The following is a 22739-nucleotide window of genomic DNA, read 5'->3' on the forward strand; positions in this document are numbered from 1 at the left end:
GCTGGTCGTCGCGGCGAAGGCGAAGAGGTAGTCCACCGAGGCGGCGATCTCGAACGCGCCCTTGTAGCCGTGGCGCATGACGCCCGCGATCCATTTGGGATTGGTCACGCGGCCCCTTACGATGCGGCCGATTTCGTCCGCCAGCGTGCGGATGACCGGGCGTTCGGGGCGCGAGTGATCGTTGTGGTAGCTGACCGGCGCGCGGCCCTTCAGGTGCTCGACCGCAGCGGCGATGCCGCCCTCGAACTGGTAGTAATCGTCGCTGTCGAGCAGGTCGTGCTCGCGGTTGTCCTGGTTCTGGACCACCGCGTCGGCCTGCGTCAGCCGGGCTGCGTAGAGATCGCGCTCGGCATCGCCCTCGACACCCGCGCCATAGGCGTAGCTGCCCCAGTCGAGGTAGACGTTCGCGAGGTCGGCGCGGTCATGCCACAGCTTCTCGTCGATCATCGCCTGCAGACCGGCGCCGTAGGCCCCCGGTTTCGAGCCGAACACGCGGGCTCCGGCGCGGCGGGCGGCGACGGTTTCGTCCTGCCCTTCAGCGGCGAGCATCGCGGTTTCGGCGCGGTGGCGGGCGGCGGCGGGGTTGTCTTCGGCGCTTTCCTCCAGCGCCATGACGGCGCGGGCGGCGCTGTCGATGAGGTCCATCTGCTCGGGAAAGGCGTCGCGAAAGAAGCCCGAGACGCGCAAGGTCACGTCCACGCGCGGGCGGCCCAGTTCGGCGAGCGTCATCATCTCGAACCCGGTGACGCGGCCCGAGGTCCACTCCCAGCGCGGGCGCACGCCCATCAGCGCGAGGGCCTGCGCGATGTCGTCGCCGCCGGTGCGCATGTTGGCGGTGCCCCATGCGGAGAGCGCGATGGCCCTTGGGTATTCGCCCTCGCGCTGGAGGTAGTCCTCCACCAGCAACTCTGCGGAGCGCTGGCCGAGATCCCAGGCGACGGCGGTGGGCACCGCGCGGGTATCGACCGAGTAGAAGTTGCGCCCGGTGGGCAGCACGTCCGGGCGGCCGCGCGTGGGGGCGCCAGAGGGTCCGGGCAGGACGAAGCGGCCGTCGAGCCCTGCGAGCAGGGCGGCGCTTTCAGCGGGGCCGCAGGCGTCCACGCGCGGGGCGAGGTCGGCGGCGATGGCGTGGAGGACGGCGGCGGTGCGCGGCAGGTCGTCGTCCCGGACTTGATCCGGGACCGCTGGCAAATCTTCAGGCGGTAGCTTGCAGGTGCGCGCGGCAAGGTGGGCTGGTCACGGCCAGCGGTCCCGGATCAAGTCCGGGACGACGGACACAAAAAACAGGGATGAACCGGCTCCCGGAGGGGTGGGAGCAAGTTCATCCCTGCGTCACGGCGCGGACGTTTGGAGCCACCCGCGCCTTGGGTGAGTACCGTCAGGCCGTCTCGCGCAGCGAAGCCTGGGCCTTCTCGACGAGCGCGGCGAGCATCGCCTGCTCTTCTGCGGAGAGATCGGTCAGCGGCGAGCGGACCGGACCCGCCGGGCGGCCGATCACGTTCATGCCCGCCTTGACGATCGACACCGCATAGCCGGTGCCGCGATTGCGGATGGCAATGTAGGGCAGCACGAAGTCGGTCAGGCCCGCCAGGATCGCCGCCTTGTCGCGCGCGCGGACCGACTTGTAGAAAGCCAGCGCCCACTCCGGCATGAAGTTGAAGATCGCCGAGGAATACGTCGTCACGCCCATCTCCAGATAGGCGGGGGCGAAGGTCTCGGCCGTGGGCAGACCGCCGATGTAGGTCAGGCGGTCACCCAGCTTCGCGTAGATGCGCATCATCAGTTCGACGTCGCCGACGCCGTCCTTGTAGCCGATGAGATTGGGGTTGCGCTCGGCAAGACCGGCCAGCGTGTCCTCGGTGACGATCGCGTTGTCGCGGTTGTAGACGATGACACCCAGCGAAGTCGCCTTGCACACCGCCTCGATGTGGGCGGCAAGGCCCTCCTGAGTCGAGTTGACGAGGTAGGGCGGCAGCAACAGCAACCCGTTGGCGCCGGCCTTCTCTACGTTCTGCGCCATTTCCACCGCGATCGCGGTGCCGTAGCCGCAGCCCGAGAGCACGGGCACCTTGCCCGCCGCTTCCTCGACCGCCGCCTTGACGATTCCCGGGACTTCAGCCGGAGTAAGCGAGAAGAACTCGCCGGTGCCGCCCGCCGCGAACAGGCCGGCCACGTCGTAGTCCGACAGCCAGCCGAGATGGTCGCGATAGGCCGCCTCGTCGAACTTCAGGTCGGCGTCGAAATGCGTGACCGGAAACGAGAGGAGACCCCCGCCGATACGGGCGGCCAAATCCTGAGGCGACATCGCTTAATGCTCCAATTGATCCTGTAGAGCCTTTGCTACCTGCGCGGGGCGGCCGCGCCCATCGCTGGGACTGGATCGATTTATGTCGCAGCGGCATCGATCAGCGCCCATCGATGCATCGCGCGCTTTTCCTCCGGCCTCATGCGCGGTAGGCATGGACGATGTTCGAACTCACGCACTTGCGCTGCTTCGTCGTCCTCGCCGAGGAACTGCACTTCGGCCGCGCCGCCGAGCGGCTGCACATGACCCAGTCGCCGCTCAGCCGCCAGATCCAGGTGCTCGAACGCATCCTCGGCGTCGAGCTGTTCAACCGCACCAGCCGCCGAGTGACGCTGACGCTGGCGGGCGAGACCTTCCTCCACGAAGCGCGGCGCATCGTGCGCCTGTCCGAAAGCGCGGCGCTGGCGGCGCGGCGGGTGTGGAAGGGGGAGACCGGGCGCATCTCGATCGGCTTTACGGCGGTCTCGGGCTATGTCCTGCTGCCGCGCATCGTCAAGCGCGCGGCGGTGGAACTGCCGGGGCTGGAACTGCAACTGCACGAATTGGTCTCGGGCGATCAGTTCGAGGCGCTGCATACCGGCATGATCGACCTCGCGCTGGTGCGCCCGCCGGTGGACAAGGTGCAGTTCGATTCGGCGCCGCTGCTGCTGGAAAGCCTGCTGGTGGCGCTGCACGAGGACGATCCGCGCGCGGGGCAGGAGCGTTTCGCGCCGGGGGATTTCGACGGGCAGGATCTCGTCATGTACGCCCAGCGCGGGGCCGGGTACTTCAACCTGCTGCTGTCCAGCCTGTTCGAGCGGGCCGGGGCAGCGCCCAGCTACGTGCAGTACGTGACGCAGATCCACTCATTGCTGGGGCTGGTCGGCGCGGGGCTCGCGCCTGGGATCGTGCCCGAGGCGGCGGCGGGGCTCCATCCGCGCGGGGTGGTGTTCCGGCCCTTCGAGAGCGAGCCCGCCGCGCCGGTCGAACTGCATCTGGCGTGGCGGCGGGAGAGCGAGAACCCGGCGCTGCCGGCGTTCAGGGAACTGTGTCTGAAGGCGATGGCGGAATGACGCGATAGTAATGACGTCGTCCCGGACCTGATCCGGGACCGGTGGCTGTCTTTAGGCGAGAGCGTGCTGCGCGCGCAGCAAGGTGGGCCGTTCATGGCCAGCGGTCCCGGATCAAGTCCGGGACGACGATTACATCTGCGGCCACGCCAGTGTCGGCGGCTGGCTGAACCGGTTCATCTCCAGCACCACCCGCGCACCCGCGCCCGGCTCCAGCCTGAGCGCCACGTCGCGATCGCCCACCGGCATGCGCCTGTCGCCGATCCGCACCGCCTCGATGCGATGCTCGCCATAGCCGCCGCCGCGGATCACCAGCCGCCGCGCCAGCGCAGGGTTGAGGTTCACCAGCGAGAGCGTCGTCGTCCCGGCATCCATCTTCTCTACCAGTGCCGCCACGTCTTCGGGCAGACCCGGACGCTTGCGGTCGGCGTCGAAGTGCCGCAACCGCGCGAAGAGCAGCGTGCCGCCCTGGTTGGGAGAGGTCTTCGACCACGGCGGCCGCGCGACGTGGATCGCGCCCATGGTCTGGTGCAGCAGCGCCGTCACCGAGACCGGGTTACGCTCGATCGGGTTGTCGGCAAGGCGAGTGGCGGCAGTCGTCCTGTCCTCGTGGACGCGGACCATCTGGGTGCGCACGCGCTCCATGTCGTCCAGCAGCGACTGTTCGGCCCAGCCGTCCTGCTTGCCGTCGAGGAACTGCGTCCACGGCGTCGGCTCCATCGCCGCGCGGTCGGCCTCGGCTTGCGACAAGTACCAGATCTCGCCGGTATTGAAGCGGTAGGGGCCGGGCTTGAAGCTGTACCACCCCTGCGCACCGTGCATCGTGGGTGCGGAGAGCACCCCGTCGATCTTGCGCGACTGTGCGTTGATCGCCGCGTTCTGGTCGCGCCAGACTTGCAGGTAGCGGTCGTCGCCGGTCGCCATATAGGCATTCATGAAGCCCATGATCGCGCGCGGGATGCGGTTGCGGTCCTCGCGCTTGCCGGTGACGGGGTTGATCGGGCTGAACCCCCAGCCGTAGGTGCCGCCCCACCAGTGACCGCCCGCGCCGCCGCCGACCTTGCCGTCCGGCCCGATATTGCTGGGCAGGATGCCGCCGTTGGCCTTTGCCCGCGCCGCCCATGCCTCGACATACTCCAGCATCCAGTCGCGGAAGCGCGCTTCGCCGGTCAGCATCCAGGCGTTGAAGCCCAACGCGGTCGAATGCAGGTTCAGCGGGTTGTCGCCGACCGTCTCGGTATATTCGCGGTAGTGCTCCAGCGTGTCCTTGTAGCTCGATTCGCCGTGGACCATCTCGAACGGCGCGGTGTCGAAGGGGTCGCCCGCCCAGTCGAGCATCGTCGCCGGGCGCATCAGCGGGCCGATGCTGCCGTTGAACATCGAACGGATGAGCCTCAGCTTCGGATCGTAGTTGCGCGCGATGGGATCGCGGCCGGTGTAGAAATCGGCGAAGCGGCGGGCGCGCTCGATCAGCTTGCGGTCGTCCGGGCTGCACAGGCCGAGCTGGTTGAAGGTGGTCAGGCCCTCGCTGATGTGCTGCCAGTCCATCTGCGGCGGGAATTCGCGCACGTACATGCCGTTCCGGCCCATCAGCACGTCTTTGGTGCGGGCGCGGGAGTATTGCGCGAAGTGGGCTTCCTGCACCTTTTGTGCGAGGTCGAGCAGGCCCGCCTCGCCGCCGATGAGGTAGAGGTAGGGCCAGTCGTTGATCGCCTCGATGGCGTCGTCGGGGCCGTCGTTGGCGCCCCAGCGCAGGAACGCCTCGATCTCGTGCTTCTCATTGAAGTAGCGGTCGTGGAAGGCGCGGGCAGCGTCACCCTGCATGGCGATGAGGTGGCGCTGCAGCACCGCCCAGCGAGGCGCGGCCATCGGCGTGTCGATGGCGATCTCGGCCGATCCGGCGCGGGCTATGGCCGGAACCAGCATCAGCGCGCCGGTGGCCAGCAGTACGGTACGACGGTCGAGATTCATGCGGCAAGCTCCAGTCGCTCGAGCTTCTGCACGACGACGAAATAGGCAACGATGGTCAAGAGGCAATGCGCGCCGACGAAGACGAGCGCAGTGTCGAACGATCCCGCCTGCGCGACGAGGATGCCCACGACGATGGGCGTGACGATCCCGGCGGCATTGCCGAAGGTGTTGAACACGCCGCCCGCCAGACCCGCCAGCTTGCGCGGCGCCACGTCGGACATCACCGCCCAGCCGAGCGAGGCGACGCCCTTGCCGAAGAACGCGACCGACATCAGCAGCACCACGCCGACCTGGCTCTCCACTTTGGCCGCGACCATGATGAGGCTGGCGAGCAGCATCCCCGCCAGCAGCGGCGCCTTGCGCGCCAGCGTGATCGAGCCGGTGCGCGCCAGCAGCATGTCCGACATCACGCCGCCCGCCACACCGCCGACGAAGCCGCACAACGCGGGCAGCGCGGCGACGAAGCCGGCCTCCATGATGTTGAAGCCGCGATCCTTGACCAGATAGATCGGGAACCACGTCACGAAGAAATAGGTCAGCACGTTGATGCAGTACTGGCCGAGGTAGACGCCGATCATCATGCGGCTGGTCAGCAGCTGGCGCACGTTGCTCCAGGTGAAGGTCGGCTCGGCGGCCTTGTCCTTGCGGCCTTCCGGTTCGACAAGGCCGCCGCCTTCGCGGATCAGTTCGACTTCGGCGGCGTTGGCCCACTTGTGGCGCGTCGGCTCGCGGATGAAGGCGGCGAAGGCGCACATCGCCATCAGGCCCAGCGCGCCCATCACGAAGAACACCGCACGCCAGCCGAATTCATGGACCACCCAGCCCATCAGCGGCGCGAAGGCCACCAGCGAGAAATACTGCGCCGAATTGAAGATCGCCGAAGCCGTCCCGCGCTCGCGCGCCGGGAACCAGGCGGCGACGATGCGCGCATTGCCGGGGAACGAGGGCGCCTCGCACAGACCCACGAGGAAGCGCAGCAGGAACAGCTGCGTCACCACCGTCGCGCCGAGGATGAAGCCCGCGAAGCCCTGCAGCACCGTGAAGAACGACCATGTCCCGATCGCGGCGATGTAGATCGGCCGCGTCCCGAACCGGTCGAGCAGCGCGCCGCCGGGGATCTGCGCCAGCGAATAGGCCCAGGCGAAGGCGGAGAGGATGAACCCGGTCTGCACCGCATCGAGCCCCAGCTCCGCCGAGGCCGAAGCCCCCGCGATCGAGAAGGTCGAACGGTCCGCGTAGTTCAGCGAGGTGATGACGAAGATCAGCGCGATGATGAGAAAACGCACCTTCGTCGGGCGCGTACCCGTCGGGGTGGCCGCTTCTATCGAACCTGACAAATCCATCTCTCCATCGCCCCACATCCGCCGCACTGGTTTGCGGCTTTTTCCGTGCCTTCAGACTTACGCGCGCGGCGTCCACTCCATCCATGCCGCTGTGCAGCTTGATCGATGTGCGCTGCGCATCGCCGCCGTCGCTTCGTCATTGCGAGCGTAGCGAAGCAATCCAGGGCGGGGTGGAATTGCCCTGGATTGCTTCGCTGCGCTCGCAATGACGGGACGGAGGTTCGGCATTCGACAATCCCGCTTTCTTCCCCAAACCGATGCACCGACTGCATCGATCAAGCCCCTTTTCGCGCACGAAGCAATGAAGCGCCGGGCGTATCAATCTGCGTGTTGTTCGTAGTCTCTGACACCGGTATCAAGCTCGACCATAAAAGGGAGGCTGGGCCGGTCAAGGCGAGGACGGGAAAGTCCCGCGTCGCCGGTCTACAAATGGGGAGGAAATCAGGGTGCGCAGTTCCGCAATTCTTCGTCGTCGCCTGGTGCGCGGTGCGTCCGCGACCGTTCTGGCCGTCGCCTGCATCTCGCCGGTCTATGCGCAGGACGCGCAGACTTCCGAGATCGATGGCGCGACGCCCGCCGACATCATCGTCACCGGCTTCCGTAACTCGGTGCAGACCGCGCAGGCCGAAAAGCGCCAGTCCACCGCCGCAGTGGACGTGATCAAGGCCGAGGACGTCGCCAAGTTCCCCGACAACAACCTGGCGGAATCGCTCCAGCGCATTCCCGGCGTCGCGATCAGCCGCGAAGGCGGTGAGGGTCGCGCGATCTCGGTGCGCGGCCTTGGCCCCGAATATACCCGCGTGCGCATCAACGGCATGGAAGCCGTGGCGACCACCGGCGGTTCGGACGCAGGCGGCGGCGTCAACCGCGGCCGCGGTTTCGACTTCAACATCTTCGCCTCGGAACTGTTCAACTCGCTGACCGTGCGCAAGACCGCCTCGGCCTCGGTCGAAGAGGGCTCGCTCGGCGCCACGGTGGACCTGCAGGCCGCCCGCCCGCTGGACTTCAAGGACAATTTCGTCGTCGCCGGGTCCGCCCGCGCAGGCTACAACGATCTGTCGAAGGCTTGGGACCCGCGCCTTGCGGGCCTTGTCAGCTGGCAGAACGATTCGGGCACGTTCGGCGTCCTCGCCTCGGCCGCGTACTCCACCCGCACCATCGAGGAGGAAGGCCACTCGACCGTGCGCTGGAGCCCGGCGGGCGTGAACGGCGGCTTCAACGCGGCCTCCACCCTGCCCGGCTACACCGCCGCCCAGATCAACCAGGCCCCCGCCGCTGACGGTTCGAACTGGGGCGACCTGATCTATCACCCGCGCATTCCCCGCTACGACAGCTGGAAGAACGACATCAAGCGCCTGGGTCTCACCGGCGCCGTCCAGTGGAAGCCCTCGGATCGCACCGAAATCGTCGTCGAGGGGCTCTATGCGAAGTCCAAGACGCAGCGCTGGGAAAACTACATCGAGGCGCTCTCGTTCAGCCGCTCGGGCGCTTCGGGCAAGTCGCAGACCATCATCCGCGACGGCGTGGTCGATGACAACAACTCGCTGGTCTACGGCGTGTTCGACGACGTCGACATGCGCATCGAATCGCGCCACGACCGCTTCAGCACCACCTTCTACCAGTACAACACCGTGGTGAAGCAGGAACTGAGCGATACCTTCCGCCTCAACGGCTATGCGGGCTACTCCAAGTCCAAGTTCGACAGCCCCGAGCAGACCACCGTTGTGCTCGACCGCGCCAACTCGGACGGCTTCTCGTGGGACTACCGCGACAACAGCCGCGCGCCGACCATCAACTGGGGCTTCGATCCCAGCGATCCGGCCAGCTGGTCGTTCACCAACGGCACCTCGGACGTGCGCATCCGCAGGAACGAGGTCACCAACGACTACCTCTCGACCAAGCTGGGCGCGGAGTGGGACGTGGCCGACGGCTTCAAGCTGTCGTTCGGCGGCGAATACCGCCGCTTCCGTTACGAGACTTTCGAGAGCCGCCGCTTCGTCGCCGAAACCTCCTCTGGCACGCTGACGCCCGCGCAGGTCGCGGCGCTGACCAAGCCGTTAAACGGCAAGACCGGCGATCCGAACTATTCGGGCTACGTGATCCCCGACCTGCAGGGCTTCGTCGATACGCTCAATATCTATTGCAACTGCGTGACCAACATCAACGGCCGCGACGTGGACTTCCGCGTCAACGGACGTGACGTGGCGGGTACGAACCCCAACGCGACGGCGGCCAGCAACACCGGCTCGATCAAGGAAGTCGACAAGGCGGCGTGGTTCCAGATCGATTTCGAGCGCGAGATCGGCGGCATCATGTTCCGGGGCGATGCGGGCGTGCGCTACGTGAAGACCGGCCAGACCTCGTTCGGGTATGGTCTCTCCAGCGGCGTCGCCACCCCGATCACCGTCAAGCGCAGCTACGAGAACTGGCTGCCCTCGATGAACCTCGTGGCAGAGATCACCCCCGACTTCCTGCTGCGCTTCGGCGCCGCGCAGGTGATCACCCGTCCGGGCCTCGGCGCGCTGTCGCCCGGCGGCAACCTGATCCTGCAGCAGGCGAACCAGGTCTTCAACCAGGGCAACCCCTACCTGAACCCGACCGAGGCGTTCAACCTCGACTTCTCGGCCGAATGGTACTTCGCACCGGGCTCGCTGCTGGGCATCAGCCTGTTCCAGAAGGACATCGGCTCGCTTTCGGGCACGCAGATCTCGACGCTGGTGCCGTTCGACCAGCTGGGCTTCCCGCTCAACCTCGCGACCGACCAGGGCCTGCCCGCCAACGTGCCGGTGACCGTGCGCCGCACGATCAACGGCGACGGCGGCAAGCTCAAGGGCTTCGAGCTGAACTACCAGCACCAGCTGGACTTCCTGCCGGGCTTCCTCAGCAACCTCGGCATCCTGGCGAACTACACGTACGTCAAGGCGGACCTCAAGTACCCCGGCCCCGGCGGCATCGGCACCGTGGTCGGCCCGCTGACCAACCTGTCCAAGCACACCGCCAACGGCACTCTGTTCTACGAGGACAAGCTGCTCTCCCTGCGCGGCTCGGTGTCCTACCGTTCGGGCTACGTCGAAGCGTTCGGCGGCGGCGCGCGCGATCAGAGCACGCAGGAAGGCGTCAACAGCGCGATCAACGTCGATGCCTCGATCGGCGTCAACCTGACCGACAAGATCACCCTCACCATCGAGGGCAACAACCTGACGAACGAGGTCAAGGACATGTACATCGGCGATGCCGACCGCGTCGTCCTCAACCACAGCTTCGGCCGCCAGTTCTACTTCGGCGTCCGCTTCAAGTACTGACGACCTGTCCCGGCCCCCGCTTAACCGCGAGGGCCGGGATTTTTTCGGTCCAAAATTGATAGCGCTATCCAAACCGGGAGAGATGACGTGACCAAGGGCTTCGAACTGAGCCGCCGCGCGGTGGTTGCCGGCAGCCTCGCGCTGCTGGGCACGCGCCCCTCGCTCGGCCTTGCCGCCGAGCCTTTGAAGCGCACACCCTTCCCGGTCGAGGACGACAACGGCCGTCCGATCGCGCCTCCCCCGCCCGGCTACTACGACGTCGCCACGCGCAGCGGTCCCGGCCTTCCGGTCACTCCCGAAACCGAGCGCGGCGGCTGGGTCACCAGCGAGGCGGCGGTGGACCGCAAGGGCGTGCGCTTCAACGGCCCCGGCGCGCCGCCGAAGAACGCGCTGCCGTGGAACGATTCCGACTCCGGCCGCGTCGTCACGCAGGGCCTGATCCCGCCGGTGAAGCCGCTGATCCACGTCCACTTGCGCGACACCATCGTATGCCTCGGCGGTGACGGTTTCTACTACATGACCGGCTCCACCGGCGACGACATCTGGAAGGCCAACGACGGTGTCGAACTCTGGCGCTCGGCCGATCTCAAGGAGTGGGACTACCTCGGCCTCGTCTGGAGCATCGAGAAGGACGGCGGCTGGGAAAAACAGTGGACCGTGCGCAAGGGCGACTACTTCCGCGCGATCTGGGCGCCGGAGATCCACTACATCAACGGCAATTACTACATCTGCCATTCGATCAGCCGTTCCGGCATCGCGATCCTGCGCAGCACCACCGGCAAGGCGACCGGCCCCTACGTCCACGCCTTCTCGCCCGACAAGCCGCTGCGCAACGGCATCGACGCCACCCTGTTCGGTGACGACGACGGCGCGGTCTACCTGACGTACGGCGGCGCCTTCGAGATGGTGCGCCTGAAGCCCGACCTGTCCGGCTACGACGGCGAGTGGACGCCGATCACGCTGGAAACCCCTGACCCCGACCCGCTGCACCACAACAAGAAGTGCGTTCACCGCGGCTTCAAGGACATCGGCTTCGAGGGCGCGACGATGTTCAAGCATGACGGCAAATACTACCTCGGCGCCGTCGACCGCTTCCACCCCAACCGCTATTCCTTCGCGCTGGCGACCTCGGACACGCCTTTCGGCCCGTACCGCGACCGCTACGAGAGCGTGCCGTGCGGCGGCGGCGGCAACATCTTCAAGGACAAGGAAGGCCGCTGGTGGTGCACCATCTTCGGCAACGACGACGAGGCGCCGTTCCGCGAAAAGCCCGGCATCGTGCCGGCGCGCATGGACGAGAAGGGCCATCTGGTGCCGGACTTCACGCCGCGCACGTAACTCCTGGGTGCGCGATCATCGTGAATTACAGAACCGTCATTCCCGCGAAGGCGGGAACCCATCTCCCGACATTTCGTGTGGCACCGGCATCAGATGGGTCCCCGCCTTCGCGGGGATGACCAGGAGTGTTTCAATTAGAAGAAGCGCCCCTCCGCCACCCCGCTCAGCCTGAGCGGGGGGAGAGTAATGACCGCCCGACGCTTACTGCACCGAGGGATGCGGGTCCATTTCCAGCCGCGCGCCCGGCAGCGCGGTGTCCGGCGTAACCCCGCCCTGCTCCAGCACGTGCCGCAGGTAGCGCGCATAGTCCGACTTGCCGAGCCGCGAGATCGCCCGCTCCAGTCCCGCTTCGCTGATGAAGCCCCGGCGATAGGCGACTTCCTCGGGGCTGGCGATCTTGGTGCTCTGCCGCTTTTCGAGGATGCGCACGAATTCAGCTGCGTCCATCAGGCTGTCGGGCGTCCCGGTATCGAGCCAGGCGTAGCCGCGCCCCATCATCTCCACCGACAGCTGGCCGCGTTCCAGATAGGCGCGGTTGACGTCGGTGATCTCCAGTTCGCCGCGCGGCGAAGGGGCGAGGTTGGCGGCGATCTCCACCACTTGCGCGTCGTAGAAGTAGAGCCCGGTCACCGCCCAGTTGGAGCGCGGCAGGCTGGGCTTCTCCTCGATCGAGACGGCGCGCGCCCGGCTGTCGAACTCGACCACGCCGTAACGCTCGGGGTCCTGCACATGATAGGCGAAGACGCTCGCCCCGCGCTGGCGCTCGCCGGCGCGGGCGAGGAGGTCGGGCAGGCCGTGGCCGTGGAAGATGTTGTCTCCCAGGATCAGCGCCGAGGGCTGCCCGCCCACGAAATCCGCGCCGATCACGTAAGCCTGCGCCAGCCCGTCAGGGCGCGGCTGGACCGCGTATTCCAGTTCCAGTCCCCATTGCGACCCATCGCCCAGCAGTTCGCGGAAGGCGGGCAGGTCACGCGGGGTGGAGATGATCAGGATCTGCCGGATGCCCGCCAGCATCAGCGTGCTCAGCGGGTAGTAGATCATCGGCTTGTCGTAGACCGGCATGAGCTGCTTCGAGGTCGACAGCGTCATCGGATAGAGGCGCGTTCCGCTGCCCCCGGCGAGAATGATGCCTTTCATGAGCAGGCTCCTGCGAACTGGTTAAGGGAGTGATGCCGGGCGACCAGCCGCTGCACGATAGGGCGCAGGGAGGTCCGCCACGGCGGCAAGGCGACACCGTGCACCGCCGCGATGCGCGCGCAGTCGAGGCGGGAGTCCGCCGGGCGACGCGCCACGGTGGGATAGGCACTGGTCGGGATGGCGCGGACCTGTGCCCATGGCCCGCCCATTTCGTGCGAGAGATCGAACACCGCCTCGGCAAGCTGCGCCCATGAGGCGTCGCCCTGCCCGGTCAGGTGGAACACGCCGCGCAGGCACGGATCGGGGTCCGCCAGCAGATTGCGCGCGACCGCGATCACACCCTCGGCGATGTCGAGCGCGCTGGTCGGGTTGCTGAACTGGTCGGCGACGACGCTGACCTCCTCCCGCTCTCGTGCCAGTCTCAGCATGGTCTTGACGAAGTTGCCGCCGAACGGGCTGTAGACCCAGGCCGTGCGCAAGACCGCGCTGTCGGCGCCATGTGCGGCCAGCACCGCGCGCTCGCCTGCGAGCTTGGTGGCGCCGTAGACCCCGGCTGGATCGGTCGGCGCATCCTCTGTGTGCGGCCCCTTGGCATCGGCGGCCAAGACGTAGTCGGTGGATAAATGCACCAGCGGCACGCCGAGATCGCGCGCGGCAAGCGCTACCGCCTCCGCCCCGTGCTCGTTGACCGCCTGCGCCTTGCGGCGATCGGTCTCGGCCGCATCGACGGCGGTGTAGGCGGCGGCGGAGACGATGGCGTCGGGGCGCACGGCGGCCAGCGCATCGCGCACGCTCTCGGGCCTGAGCAGATCCAGCACCGGACGTCCGACCGGCAGGACCTCGACCCCGAACGCCGCGCCCCGCTCCATGAGCGCGCGCACGACCTGCCCTCCGGTGCCGGTGACCGCCAGTCTCACGCGGCGACCTCCTGCATCAGCCCGAGGCGCTCGCCTTCGTACCGGGCGCGCAGCGGGCGCCACCACCATTCGTTGTCGATGTACCACCGGACGGTGCGGCTGATCCCGGTCTCGAAGGTTTCCTGCGCTTGCCAGCCGAGTTCGCTCTCCAGCTTGCTCGCGTCGATGGCGTAGCGGGCGTCGTGGCCGGGACGGTCCTCGACGAATTCGATCAGGCGTTCGCGCGGCACCGGACCCGGCGCCATCGCATCGAGGATCATGCAGATGCGGCGCACCACGTCGATGTTGCGGCGCTCGTTGCGGCCCCCGACATTGTAGGTCTCGCCCAGCCGCCCGCGCGAGGCGATGCACTCCAGCGCGCGCGCGTGATCGTCGACATAGAGCCAGTCGCGCACATTCTCGCCCCGGCCGTAGACCGGCAGGCGGCGCCCCTCCAGCGCGTTGAGGATGGTCAGCGGGATCAGCTTCTCGGGGAAGTGATAAGGGCCATAGTTGTTCGAGCAGTTCGAGACGACCACCGGCAAGCCGTACGTGCGATACCAGGCTTTGACGAGGTGATCCGACGCCGCCTTCGAGGCCGAATAAGGCGAGCTGGGATCGTAGGGCGTGGTCTCCTCGAACAATCCCTCGTCGCCGAGCGAGCCGTAGACCTCGTCGGTCGAGACGTGGAGGAAGCGGAAGCGGTCGCGTTCGGTAGCGGGCAGGCGCTGCCAGTAGTCGCGCGCGACTTCGAGCAGGGTGAAGGTGCCCACGACGTTGGTGGCGATGAAGTCCCCCGCGCCGGTGATCGAGCGGTCGACGTGGCTTTCGGCGGCAAGGTGCATCACCCGGTCGGGGCGGAACTGCGCGAAGGCTTCGGCCATCGCCGCGCGGTCGCAGATGTCGGCGCGCAGGAAGCGGTAGTTCTCGCGCCCGGCCACGCAGTTCAGCGAGGCGAGGTTGCCCGCATAGGTCAGCTTGTCGAGGTTGAGGACGGTGTCCCCGCGCGTCTGCACCAGATGGCGCACCAGCGCCGAGCCGATGAAACCCGCCCCGCCGGTCACCATCACGCGCATGCGGCAAGTTCCTCGAAGAAGAAGTGCGCGGGCCGCTCGCACAGCAACGGCTGCGCGCGGTCTTTGGGAGAGAGGCTGGCCGGGTTGGCAAGCTGCGGCCAGTCGATCGCCAGAGCCGGGTCGTTCCAGCGCATGCCGAGGTCGCATTCGGCGCAGTAGTAGTCGGTGACCTTGTAGGCGACGACGGTGTCGGGCAGCAGCGTGCAGAACCCGTGCGCGAAGCCGGGCGGTATCCACAGCTGGGTGCCGTTGTCGGGCGTCAGCGTCTCGGCGATCCAGTGGCCGTAGGTGGAAGAGCCGGCGCGGATGTCCACCGCCACGTCCATGATCGCGCCCGCGGTGCAGCGCACCAGCTTGCCCTGTGCATGCGGCGGGCGCTGGTAATGCAGGCCCCGCACGGTGCCGGCGGCAAGGCTGCAGGACTCGTTGTCCTGCACGAAGGCCGCATCGCCGCAGTGCCGGGCGAACAGGTCGTGCCGGAAGGTTTCGGCGAACCAGCCGCGCGTGTCGGCGATCCGGCTGGGCACGAAGGCGCAGGGACCGGAAATCTCATAGGTCTTGACGATCATGGTCGAGGCTCCCGCTCCCCCGGCCGGGCGAGAAAGCCCGGATGCGCGTATCCGCGTAGCCGCAACGATCGGCAGGCCCCGCTAGGGACAAGAAGCCAGATTTGCCGGGCAGCCGCCATTCGGCGATGACCGCCCCGAGTATTCTATTCCGACTTCGCCTTTATGACTTTTACGCAATCCGTAAGGGGCACGATTACGTGTCTTCCGATAGAAGTGCCGCTCAGTCGCGTATCTTGCGCCCGGAACATCGGCCCGCAGTAATCGTTCCCCATCGACTTACCGCAATGCTGCAACGCCGCAGCAACAATCCTTACCCATCCGAGCACTGATTTTTACGGCATTGTCAAACTATTAATCATCATCCATGGTGCCTGACACGCATGGGGGCGAAAATGCGAAGAGGGGCATACGAACCGACATGCCGGCATCCATTTCCATTGCGATCACGAATTCGATCATCCGCGAAGGTCTAAGGCGCATATTCACGGATGCGGACTTCGAGGTGTCGGAATCGGTTTCCGCTCTCGAAGAACTGAACCTGGGTCTTCCCGAAGAAGAGGTTCAGCACATCCTCGTCGTCGAGCGCGAATTGCTGCAGGATAATTGCACCGCCATCGTCGAAACCATGCAGCACGACCATCCCGAAATGCGGATCATCGTGCTTACCGGCGCTTTCGATTTCGACGAGATGGTCGCTCTCTATGCGGCCGGAGCCTATGCCTATTTTCCCGACAACGTGCCTTATCTTTCGCTGGTCGCGATCCTGCAGATGGTCTCGAACGGGCAGAAGGTGGCGCCGCCGGAGGTGATCGACTTCCTCGTCAGCCTGCCGGCAACCACACGGCACGCCGCCCCCGCCCCGGCGATCGAGGCGTTCGGGTTCCGCGACCGGGAACTGCGCGTCCTGGAGCATCTTGCACTCGGCCAGCCCAACAAGGCGATATCGCGCGAGATGGGCATCAACGAAGCCGCGGTAAAAGCGGCGGTTAAGGCCATCCTTCGCAAGCTCGGGGTGGAAAACCGTACCCAGGCCGCAGTAATGGCACGCGAGTTAATTAACAGGCCTTCCAGCCTCGTCGGTCAGGAGGCCGTGGAGGGAAACGTCGATATTCCTCAGACGAGCCATCCCCCGCAGCCGAGTCTGTTCGATCATGGCTCGACCTCTTCCGATTCAAGCACTAGGCGCTTCTCCGGGTCGATCCAGACCGACAGGATGATTGCGCGCAAGAGCAGAGACACTTTGTTACAATAGGTGATCCGGAGTCATCTATCTGCTTTTGTTATATTCATGTGTTCCGGATGGGCCGCTTATACTGAATTTTCAGAGTCCCATTATAGTACTGATAAGTGCCTCAAGAGGATGACGAGCTAGGTATATTCCCCCAAAATATTGCGTGACTCTCCGTTAGAGCGATGCGACATTGGGTTCATGGGGTTAACTGACCCCATTAGAGTCTACGGGGGTTTATATGTATCGAATTGAAGGAACCGAGAACGTCCAGCTGACTTCACGCGAACTGGACGTACTTCAGTTTGTGGCCATGGGTCGTTCGGCGAAGGAAACCGCGATCGAACTGAACATCGCGCCCTGCACGGTCGAACGCCACGTCGAGAACGTGCGGCTCAAGACGCGCACTCGCAACCGCGCCCACATGATCGCCTACGTCATCCGCGAAGGACTGCTTCAGTCGCAGGCTAACTGAGTACAGAGAAAAGCAAGAATGTCGGTTAGTATTTGGGAACTAACACTGGCCTCGCATGGCCCAAGACATCAGCAAACCGCCCTTCGGGTCGACAACATCGCTTTCCACGACTTCTCCATCGACAAGCACGTTCCTCGGGCCGCAGCCCACACCGCACTCGAACGATGACGGGGCAATTGAAAGACCCTTTCCGAGTGCCTTAGAACAGGCTTCCTTCCTGACCCAGACCGTCAGGAATGCATGGTCGGAAAACGCATCCGGCCTTTCATTCAACTGCATTAATTCGCGATCGGTATAATACATCGCAGCCAGTCCGGCCGCGTCGTCGACAGAGCGCACCCGCTCCATGTCGATCCCGATCTCCACGTGCCGCGCGAAAGCGACGAGCGCGACCTCTCCGCTGTAGCTCATGTTGCACTGCACATGCGGCACATCACGAAGATGCGGCTTGCCGAAATCGTTCACGCCATAGCGCTGCCGCGATGCCGCAATGCCGAACTCGGCCTCGATCAGCAGGCGCAGCGCGCCATGCGCCGCCAGGTAGCGCCGCGCGAGGGCACAAATCCTGAACCGATCTGCGCGCGCGCGTTCCTCGTCACTCAGGAGCGCGGAAACGTCGCCCGCGTTGTCCGGATCCGCCCGCACCAGCCAAAGCGGAAACGGCGCCGCGATCCGCTCACCGATGATGCCGTGCCGGGCGAGTGTCGCGACGAGATCCTCTACCATGGCCTCAACGCCGTTGGGGCGCGAGCATCCCGAACCAGAGAAAGTCGCTGAGCAGCCGCGGCGGATCCTCGCGCGGCTTGCGGCGCAGCTGCTGCTTCACGAGGTAGAAGCAATGCCCCGCGATCCAGGCGAGATCGGCCGCCAGCGCATAAGCCCAGCCATGGTTCTTGCGGAAATAGCGCCGCCGCGATGCGAACCAGTAACCCGGGACCCGCCGCGCATGAGCGTCCTCGCCGGTGACGCCGGTGCTTTGCCCGGCGACGTGCAGCACCGTCGGACGCGGCGCATACCAGCACTGCCACCCGCGCGTTTTCGCCTCGCGGCAGAAGTCGGTCTCCTCGTAGTAGAGGAAATAGTCCTCGTCGAAGCGAAGCCCCTGCTGCAGCGCCTCGCGGCGCACGGCCATGCTGGCGCCGGAGACCCAGTCGATCTGCTCGGCGCGCCCGTCCATCCGCCGGGCCGTCCTGTGCCTCGCCAGCAGGCGCGAGGCCGGCCCCCAGCGCAAGGCCCGCTCCAGTTCGCCGAGTACGGTGGGGAAGCGGAAGGCGTAAGGCCACGGCGCGCCATCGGCGAGCAGCAGCGCCGTACCCACGACGCCCGCGCGCGGCGTTGCCGCCATGAAGGCAGCCAGTGCATTGGCCGCGCCGGGCATCACGCGCGTATCGGGATTGAGCAGCCAGACCGCGCGGGCCTCGCCGTCGCGAAGGGCATGCTCGATGCCGAGGTTGCATCCCGTCCCGAACCCGCCATTGGTCGGCGAACGCACCAGCGTAGCCCAGTCCCAGCCTTCCCGCACGATCGCGGCTTCGAGCGATTCGGCCGAGCCATCGCGCGAATCGTTGTCCACCACGATCACCCGCAGTCCCGCGCCGGAGCGCCGCTCGACATCGAGGCTGGCGAGACATTCCGTCACCAGCGCCGCCGTGCGGTAGTTGACGATGACGACGGCGATCGGGAAGTCGAGCCCCCGGCGAACTGCGCGCCCGCTCATTCCGCCGCCTCCTCGAAGAAGTCGAACCGCTCTTCCTGCATCACCGCGGCGCGGCTCCACGGCCCGTGCTCGGACACGGCATCGTCGAGCGCGTTCTGGAACAGCGGGGCGAGCGTGGCGACGTGCGGCTCCTGCAGGTTCGACATGTGGCCGCCGGGAATGTCGAGGATCACGATGTCCTCGCGCACCCGCTTGCCCCAGCCCAGCGCAAAGTCCCGGTAGATCGCGCGGTAAGGGGTATCGTCGGCAAGGTCGGTGTCGTTGGACGCCTTGAACAGCGCCACGCTGGTCGATTGCAGGATGCCGATCGGCCGATGTTCCTTGTATGCGGCTTCATAGAGCCTGAGGAACGGGATCGCCGGAGCATCCGCTTCCATCGCCGCGTCACCGGCATCGGCAGCGCGCAGGGCATCGACGGTTCGTCGATCCTCGGCCCTCCGCATCCGCGACTCGATCTCCCAGCGAGCGAGGTTCCAGGCGCGGCGGCAGAGGTCGGGCAGCATCTGCAGCGGATTGCCGGACTTCAACACGCCGAGCACGCGGCCAAGGCGGGCTCGGCTCTCGCCGAAGCGGTGCTTGCGCGCCTCGACGTCGGCGGCGTCGATCACGCCGACGAAGGCCACCTGCTCGCCCATCGCCTGAAGTTGCTGCGCCATCTCGAAGGCGATCACGCCCCCGGCGCAGAGCCCGGCGAGGAGGTACGGGCCTTGCGGCTGAACGCTGCGCACCTTGCCGATGTAGTACGTCGCCATCTCGTCGATGCGGGTGTGGGCATAGTTGCCGTCCGCCTTGCGCAGCGGCTCGATCCCCAGCACCGGCCGCGCGCCATCCAGTCGCAGCGCCAGGCCGCGATAGAGCAGCGTCTCGCCGAGCCCGTCGTGGATCAGGAACAGCGGCGTGGCCGGGCCGCCCTTGCGGATGGTGACGATGCCCTGAGCCAAGCCAAGACCCGGTGCATCCGCCTCGGCGGCGGCGGGCATGTCAGGCGCGCGGCTGTCCGGGTCGATCACGGCGGCAAGCCCCGCGACGGTCGGCTGGCCGAGCATCGCCGCGAGCGGCAGGGTGCGGCCGGTCTTCTTGCGCAGCCGGTTGGTGAACTGCACCGCCAGCAGCGAATGGCCGCCAAGATCGAAGAAGTTGTCGTGCCGCCCGACCGTCTCCATGCCCAGCAGGTCGCACCACAAGTCGGCAATGACCTGTTCGGCCGGGGTCGCGGGCAGATCCGCCGGATCGCCGCCGGCAGCCTCGCGGCGTGCGGCGCGCGGCGGGCTGCGCAGGCGCGCGAGCACCGGCGCAAGGTCGTAGGGCGAGATCACCGTATGCGGGCGGCACCGGCCCGAGAGCAGGCGCGCGATCACTTCGGTGCCCTCTTCGGGCAGGATGCCCTCGGAGCTTGCCACGATCTCGCCGGTGGCGGCCTTCGCGGCGCGCGGCGGCGTCGCGGAGGCGCGCGCGAGCAGCGCCGCGTCGCCCATGTGCATCATCGTGAATTCGCGCACTTCGGCGACGACGAGGCCGTCGGCGTCAGTGATCGTCACGTTGAACACCGCCGTCTGGCCATCGGAGGAGACCAGCCGGATGTGGCTCCACGCGAGCGCGGGCAGCGGGGCGTGGAGGAGAAAGCGGCGATAGGTGAACGGCGCGTAGAAATCACGGCTCCGGTCGCGCCCGGGAATCAGCGTCTGCGCGCCCGCCGTCGCGAAGTCGAGCAACGCCGGGTGCAGGCCCATCGCCTCGGCCTCGGCGGTGTAGGCCGCAGGGAGTTCCAACTGGAGCAGCGCTTCGCCATGAGGGGAAGCAAGCGCCTGCACGAGCGTATCCCAGCGCGGGCCGAAGTTCATCATCGGCTGGTCGGCGCCGCCGCAGATCGCGGGGCTGCAGCGCTCGGCGATGGCGCCGAGGTCGAGCGTGGAGCGCAGCGGGGTCAGCGTGTGCGGCCGGACCACGCCGTGTGCGTGCTCGGTCCATTCGCCGCCCTGTTCGGGGCGGCCGAGGATGGTGACCTTCCACCCGCTCGCGCCCCGCCGACGGACATGGACCCGCAAGCCGCGCGCCTCCCCGTCAGGCACCGCGAAGGGCTTGAGGAACGTGAAGTCGGACAGTTCCAGCGCGCCCTGGTGGACCAGCGCAACTGCTGCCCGAGACATCTCCAGGAAAGATGTCCCGGGCAGCAGCGCACCGGCATCAACGACTCGGTGCTCGTCGAGCACCCAATGCCGCACGGGGGTTAGGATGCCGGTGACCACAAACTCATCGTCGGAAATGGTGCAGAGCCGTTCGAGGAAGGGATGCTCGATCGCCTTCCCGGTCCCGAGGTCGTCGGGCAGCGCGCCCATCCCTCCTTCAGGCGCTCCGCCCTCGCGCCCGCCGAGCGCGGCGGCCATGCCGACTTCGGCCCACTGGCTCCAGCCGACCGACTGCACCCGCGTGCGCGGATCGCTGCGCCGGGATTGCGCGTAGGCGTCGAGGAAGGCGTTGGCGGCGGCGTAGTCCACCTGCCCCGGCAGCCCCGCAAAGGCGCTGACCGAGGAAAAGAGCAGCAGGAAGCCCGGCGCCTGACCTTGCAGCGCGGTCTCCAGTGCAAGGGTGCCCGCGATCTTGGGTCGCAGCACGGCGTCCACCGCCTTGCGGCTGCGGGTCTCGATCAGCCCATCGTCGAGCGCACCGGCGGCATGGAACACCCCGTCGATCGCGCCGAAGCGGGCGACGGCCCTGCGCACGCCCTTCGCCAGCGCCTTGGCATCGGCGACGTCGGCGACGATCAGTTCCACGTCCGCCCCCGCCGCTTCGAGCGCGAGCAGCTTGCGCACCTTGTCCTCGACGCCCAGCGGCAGGTCGCCGCTTGCGAGGCGCTGCGCCCACTCCCCGCGCGGCGGCAAGGCGCTGCGCCCGACGAGAGCGAGGCGCGCCTTGTATCCGCGCGCAAGGTGGTCGGCGATGGACAGGCCCAGCCCGCCCTGCCCGCCGGTGACGAGATAGACACCGCCCTCGCGCAGCCATGTCGCCTGCCCCTCGGCCAGCGGCTCGCGCGCGTTGCGGTAGGCGAGCGTCCAGCGCTCGCCCGCGCGCAAGGCGACGTCGCCGGAAGCACGGGGGCCGGAAACCTCGGCGATCACCGCGTCGGCAAGGTCGGCGGCGTTCACGGCGGCAAGATCGATGTCGATCGCGCGCACCTCGAGTCCCGGATACTCGGCCGAGACGGTGCGCGCGGCGCCGATCGCCGTGGCCTTGAGCGGCATGAGGTCCGCATCGCCCGCCACGCGCTGCGCCTTGTCGGTGACGAGCGCGACGACCACCGGCCCCTCGTCCACCTGAGCGGCGAGTTCGGGCACCATCGCGATCAGCGCATGCAGCCCCCGGTCGAGGATCGCCGCATCCCTGCGCCTCGGCGCAGCTACCCCGCCCGCCAGCCAGCAATGATAGACCTGACGCGGCATCCGCCCGTCACGGCCCAGCCGGACGAACAGCCGCGCCCAGTCCTCGCGCACGTCGGGCCGCAGCGCGAAGGCGTCGGCGGCGCTCGCGGCAAAGCGCGTCGCGGCGTGGACGGTGACGGTCTCCACCCCCGCCTTGCGCAGCCGCGCGGCAAGGCTGGCGCCGAACCCGTCGTCATCGCAGAGCACCAGAGCCGGACCGCCTGCAGCCCCGCCCACGGCTTCTCCCGCCACCGGATCCTCGCGGCTCCACACCGGCTCGTAGCCCCAGTCGCCCAGCGCGAGGCGGGTATCGGCATCGCCCCCGGAGGCCGCCGTGTGCAGGCTCGCGCCCGGCTCGATCCAGTGCCGTTCGCGCTCGAAGCGATAAGTCGGCAGCGGCACGCGCAGGCGGCGCTCCTCGCCCCACCATGCGGTCCAGTCGATCTCGACGCCCAGCGCCCAGAGTTCGCCGAGCGCTTCGAGCAACCGCTGGTCGTCGGCAACCTCCTCGCCCGCATGGCGCATCGAGGCGACCACCGGCTGGCCGGCCTTGCGCGCCGGATGCTGGCGGGCGAGGCTGGTCATCGCCCGGCCGGGGCCGACTTCCAGAAGCACCTGATCCGCCTCGCCCAGCAGGCATTCGAGGCCGTCGGTATAGCGCACCGGCTCACGCAAGTGCCGCACCCAGTATTCGGGATCGGTCGCCTCCGCCGCGCTCACCCAGCGCCCGGTCAGGTTCGAGGCGAAGGGGATTTGCGGGGCGCGCAGCGTGATCGTCTTCAGCAGGGCGCGGAATTCGGGCAGGATCGGGTCGAGCATCGCCGAATGCGCGGCGACCTCGATGGGGATCGGCTGCGCCTCGATCTCACGCGCGCGCAAATCGTCGAGGAAGGCCGCCACCGCGTCCGCCGCGCCCG

Annotated in this window: 15 protein-coding genes and 1 pseudogene; 5 read left to right on the forward strand and 11 right to left on the reverse strand. The window is 67.3% G+C overall.

Going from position 1 to position 22739, the window contains the following annotated elements; all coding sequences use genetic code 11:
• Positions 1–1152, reverse strand: a pseudogene (locus tag LH128_RS13155) (cobaltochelatase subunit CobN); the annotation flags it as partial.
• Between the two features lie 226 nt (positions 1153–1378).
• A complete protein-coding gene (kdgD, locus tag LH128_RS13160; protein ID WP_008830133.1) occupies positions 1379–2305 on the reverse strand; it encodes a 5-dehydro-4-deoxyglucarate dehydratase in 927 nt (308 codons plus the stop codon).
• Positions 2306–2466: 161 nt separating this feature from the next.
• On the opposite strand from kdgD, the gene LH128_RS13165 reads away from it, so the two are divergent.
• A complete protein-coding gene (locus tag LH128_RS13165; RefSeq protein WP_008830134.1) occupies positions 2467–3357 on the forward strand; it encodes a LysR family transcriptional regulator in 891 nt (296 codons plus the stop codon).
• A gap of 129 nt (positions 3358–3486) precedes the next feature.
• Here LH128_RS13165 and LH128_RS13170 read toward each other — a convergent pair whose 3' ends face one another.
• Positions 3487–5325, reverse strand: coding sequence for a hypothetical protein (locus tag LH128_RS13170; protein ID WP_008830135.1), 1839 nt, complete (start codon positions 5323–5325; stop codon positions 3487–3489).
• Positions 5322–6668, reverse strand: coding sequence for an MFS transporter (locus LH128_RS13175; protein ID WP_051211491.1), 1347 nt, complete (start codon positions 6666–6668; stop codon positions 5322–5324). The genes LH128_RS13170 and LH128_RS13175 overlap by 4 nt, the downstream gene beginning before the upstream one ends.
• A 446-nt stretch (positions 6669–7114) precedes the next feature.
• Here LH128_RS13175 and LH128_RS13180 point away from each other — a divergent pair, with 446 nt between their 5' ends.
• Both LH128_RS13180 and LH128_RS13185 read left to right on the forward strand, forming a co-directional pair.
• Positions 7115–9970, forward strand: coding sequence for a TonB-dependent receptor (locus LH128_RS13180; protein WP_008830137.1), 2856 nt, complete (start codon positions 7115–7117; stop codon positions 9968–9970).
• A gap of 87 nt (positions 9971–10057) precedes the next feature.
• Complete coding sequence (locus LH128_RS13185) at positions 10058–11308, forward strand: family 43 glycosylhydrolase (protein WP_008830138.1); 1251 nt, start codon at positions 10058–10060, stop codon at positions 11306–11308.
• Between the two features lie 201 nt (positions 11309–11509).
• On the opposite strand, the gene rfbA is transcribed toward LH128_RS13185, so the two are convergent.
• Genes rfbA through rfbC form a run of 4 tightly spaced genes read right to left on the reverse strand, consistent with a single transcriptional unit; the run spans position 11510 to position 14986 of the window.
• Positions 11510–12445 carry a glucose-1-phosphate thymidylyltransferase RfbA gene (rfbA, locus tag LH128_RS13190; protein ID WP_008830139.1) on the reverse strand — a complete coding sequence of 312 codons (936 nt, stop codon included), beginning with the start codon at positions 12443–12445 and terminating at the stop codon, positions 11510–11512.
• Complete coding sequence (gene rfbD / locus LH128_RS13195; RefSeq protein WP_008830140.1) at positions 12442–13362, reverse strand: dTDP-4-dehydrorhamnose reductase; 921 nt, start codon at positions 13360–13362, stop codon at positions 12442–12444. The genes rfbA and rfbD overlap by 4 nt, the downstream gene beginning before the upstream one ends.
• Positions 13359–14417, reverse strand: coding sequence for a dTDP-glucose 4,6-dehydratase (rfbB, locus tag LH128_RS13200; protein WP_008830141.1), 1059 nt, complete (start codon positions 14415–14417; stop codon positions 13359–13361). The genes rfbD and rfbB overlap by 4 nt, the downstream gene beginning before the upstream one ends.
• Entirely contained in the window at positions 14408–14986 is a 579-nt protein-coding gene (gene rfbC, locus LH128_RS13205; protein ID WP_008830142.1) for a dTDP-4-dehydrorhamnose 3,5-epimerase, read from the reverse strand. The genes rfbB and rfbC overlap by 10 nt, the downstream gene beginning before the upstream one ends.
• 418 nt (positions 14987–15404) lie before the next feature.
• On the opposite strand from rfbC, the gene LH128_RS13210 reads away from it, so the two are divergent.
• Both LH128_RS13210 and LH128_RS13215 read left to right on the forward strand, forming a co-directional pair.
• Positions 15405–16238: a response regulator transcription factor gene (locus LH128_RS13210; protein ID WP_008830143.1), complete on the forward strand. Its 834-nt coding sequence runs from the start codon at positions 15405–15407 to the stop codon at positions 16236–16238.
• A 217-nt stretch (positions 16239–16455) separates the two neighbouring features.
• On the forward strand, positions 16456–16689 hold the full coding sequence (locus LH128_RS13215) for a response regulator transcription factor (RefSeq protein ID WP_008830144.1): 234 nt from the start codon (positions 16456–16458) through the stop codon (positions 16687–16689).
• Positions 16690–16728: 39 nt separating this feature from the next.
• Here the strand turns inward: LH128_RS13215 and LH128_RS13220 are convergent, their stop codons facing one another.
• The 3 genes from LH128_RS13220 to LH128_RS13230 form a co-directional block, all read right to left on the reverse strand.
• Positions 16729–17415, reverse strand: coding sequence for a 4'-phosphopantetheinyl transferase family protein (locus LH128_RS13220; RefSeq protein ID WP_008830145.1), 687 nt, complete (start codon positions 17413–17415; stop codon positions 16729–16731).
• Between the two features lie 4 nt (positions 17416–17419).
• Positions 17420–18406 carry a glycosyltransferase family 2 protein gene (locus tag LH128_RS13225; protein ID WP_008830146.1) on the reverse strand — a complete coding sequence of 329 codons (987 nt, stop codon included), beginning with the start codon at positions 18404–18406 and terminating at the stop codon, positions 17420–17422.
• Positions 18403–22739 (reverse strand): SDR family NAD(P)-dependent oxidoreductase (locus LH128_RS13230; protein WP_008830147.1); only part of this gene is annotated, 4337 nt, incomplete at its 5' end. The genes LH128_RS13225 and LH128_RS13230, both read right to left, overlap by 4 nt.

The sequence above is a fragment of the Sphingomonas sp. LH128 genome, from assembly GCF_000293195.2.
GTDB classification, from domain to species: Bacteria; Pseudomonadota; Alphaproteobacteria; order Sphingomonadales; family Sphingomonadaceae; genus Novosphingobium; species Novosphingobium resinovorum_A.

What these genes read in the sequence shown, in the direction of transcription:
- LH128_RS13215 (WP_008830144.1), top strand. Translation starts at nt 16,456, where the DNA reads ATGTATCGAATTGAAGGAACCGAGAACGTCCAGCTGACTTCACGCGAA.
- LH128_RS13165 (WP_008830134.1), top strand. Translation starts at nt 2,467, where the DNA reads ATGTTCGAACTCACGCACTTGCGCTGCTTCGTCGTCCTCGCCGAGGAA.
- kdgD (WP_008830133.1), bottom strand. Translation starts at nt 2,305, where the DNA reads ATGTCGCCTCAGGATTTGGCCGCCCGTATCGGCGGGGGTCTCCTCTCG.
- rfbB (WP_008830141.1), bottom strand. Translation starts at nt 14,417, where the DNA reads ATGCGCGTGATGGTGACCGGCGGGGCGGGTTTCATCGGCTCGGCGCTG.
- LH128_RS13170 (WP_008830135.1), bottom strand. Translation starts at nt 5,325, where the DNA reads ATGAATCTCGACCGTCGTACCGTACTGCTGGCCACCGGCGCGCTGATG.
- LH128_RS13175 (WP_051211491.1), bottom strand. Translation starts at nt 6,668, where the DNA reads ATGGATTTGTCAGGTTCGATAGAAGCGGCCACCCCGACGGGTACGCGC.
- rfbA (WP_008830139.1), bottom strand. Translation starts at nt 12,445, where the DNA reads ATGAAAGGCATCATTCTCGCCGGGGGCAGCGGAACGCGCCTCTATCCG.
- LH128_RS13210 (WP_008830143.1), top strand. Translation starts at nt 15,405, where the DNA reads ATGCCGGCATCCATTTCCATTGCGATCACGAATTCGATCATCCGCGAA.
- LH128_RS13220 (WP_008830145.1), bottom strand. Translation starts at nt 17,415, where the DNA reads ATGGTAGAGGATCTCGTCGCGACACTCGCCCGGCACGGCATCATCGGT.
- rfbC (WP_008830142.1), bottom strand. Translation starts at nt 14,986, where the DNA reads ATGATCGTCAAGACCTATGAGATTTCCGGTCCCTGCGCCTTCGTGCCC.
- LH128_RS13225 (WP_008830146.1), bottom strand. Translation starts at nt 18,406, where the DNA reads ATGAGCGGGCGCGCAGTTCGCCGGGGGCTCGACTTCCCGATCGCCGTC.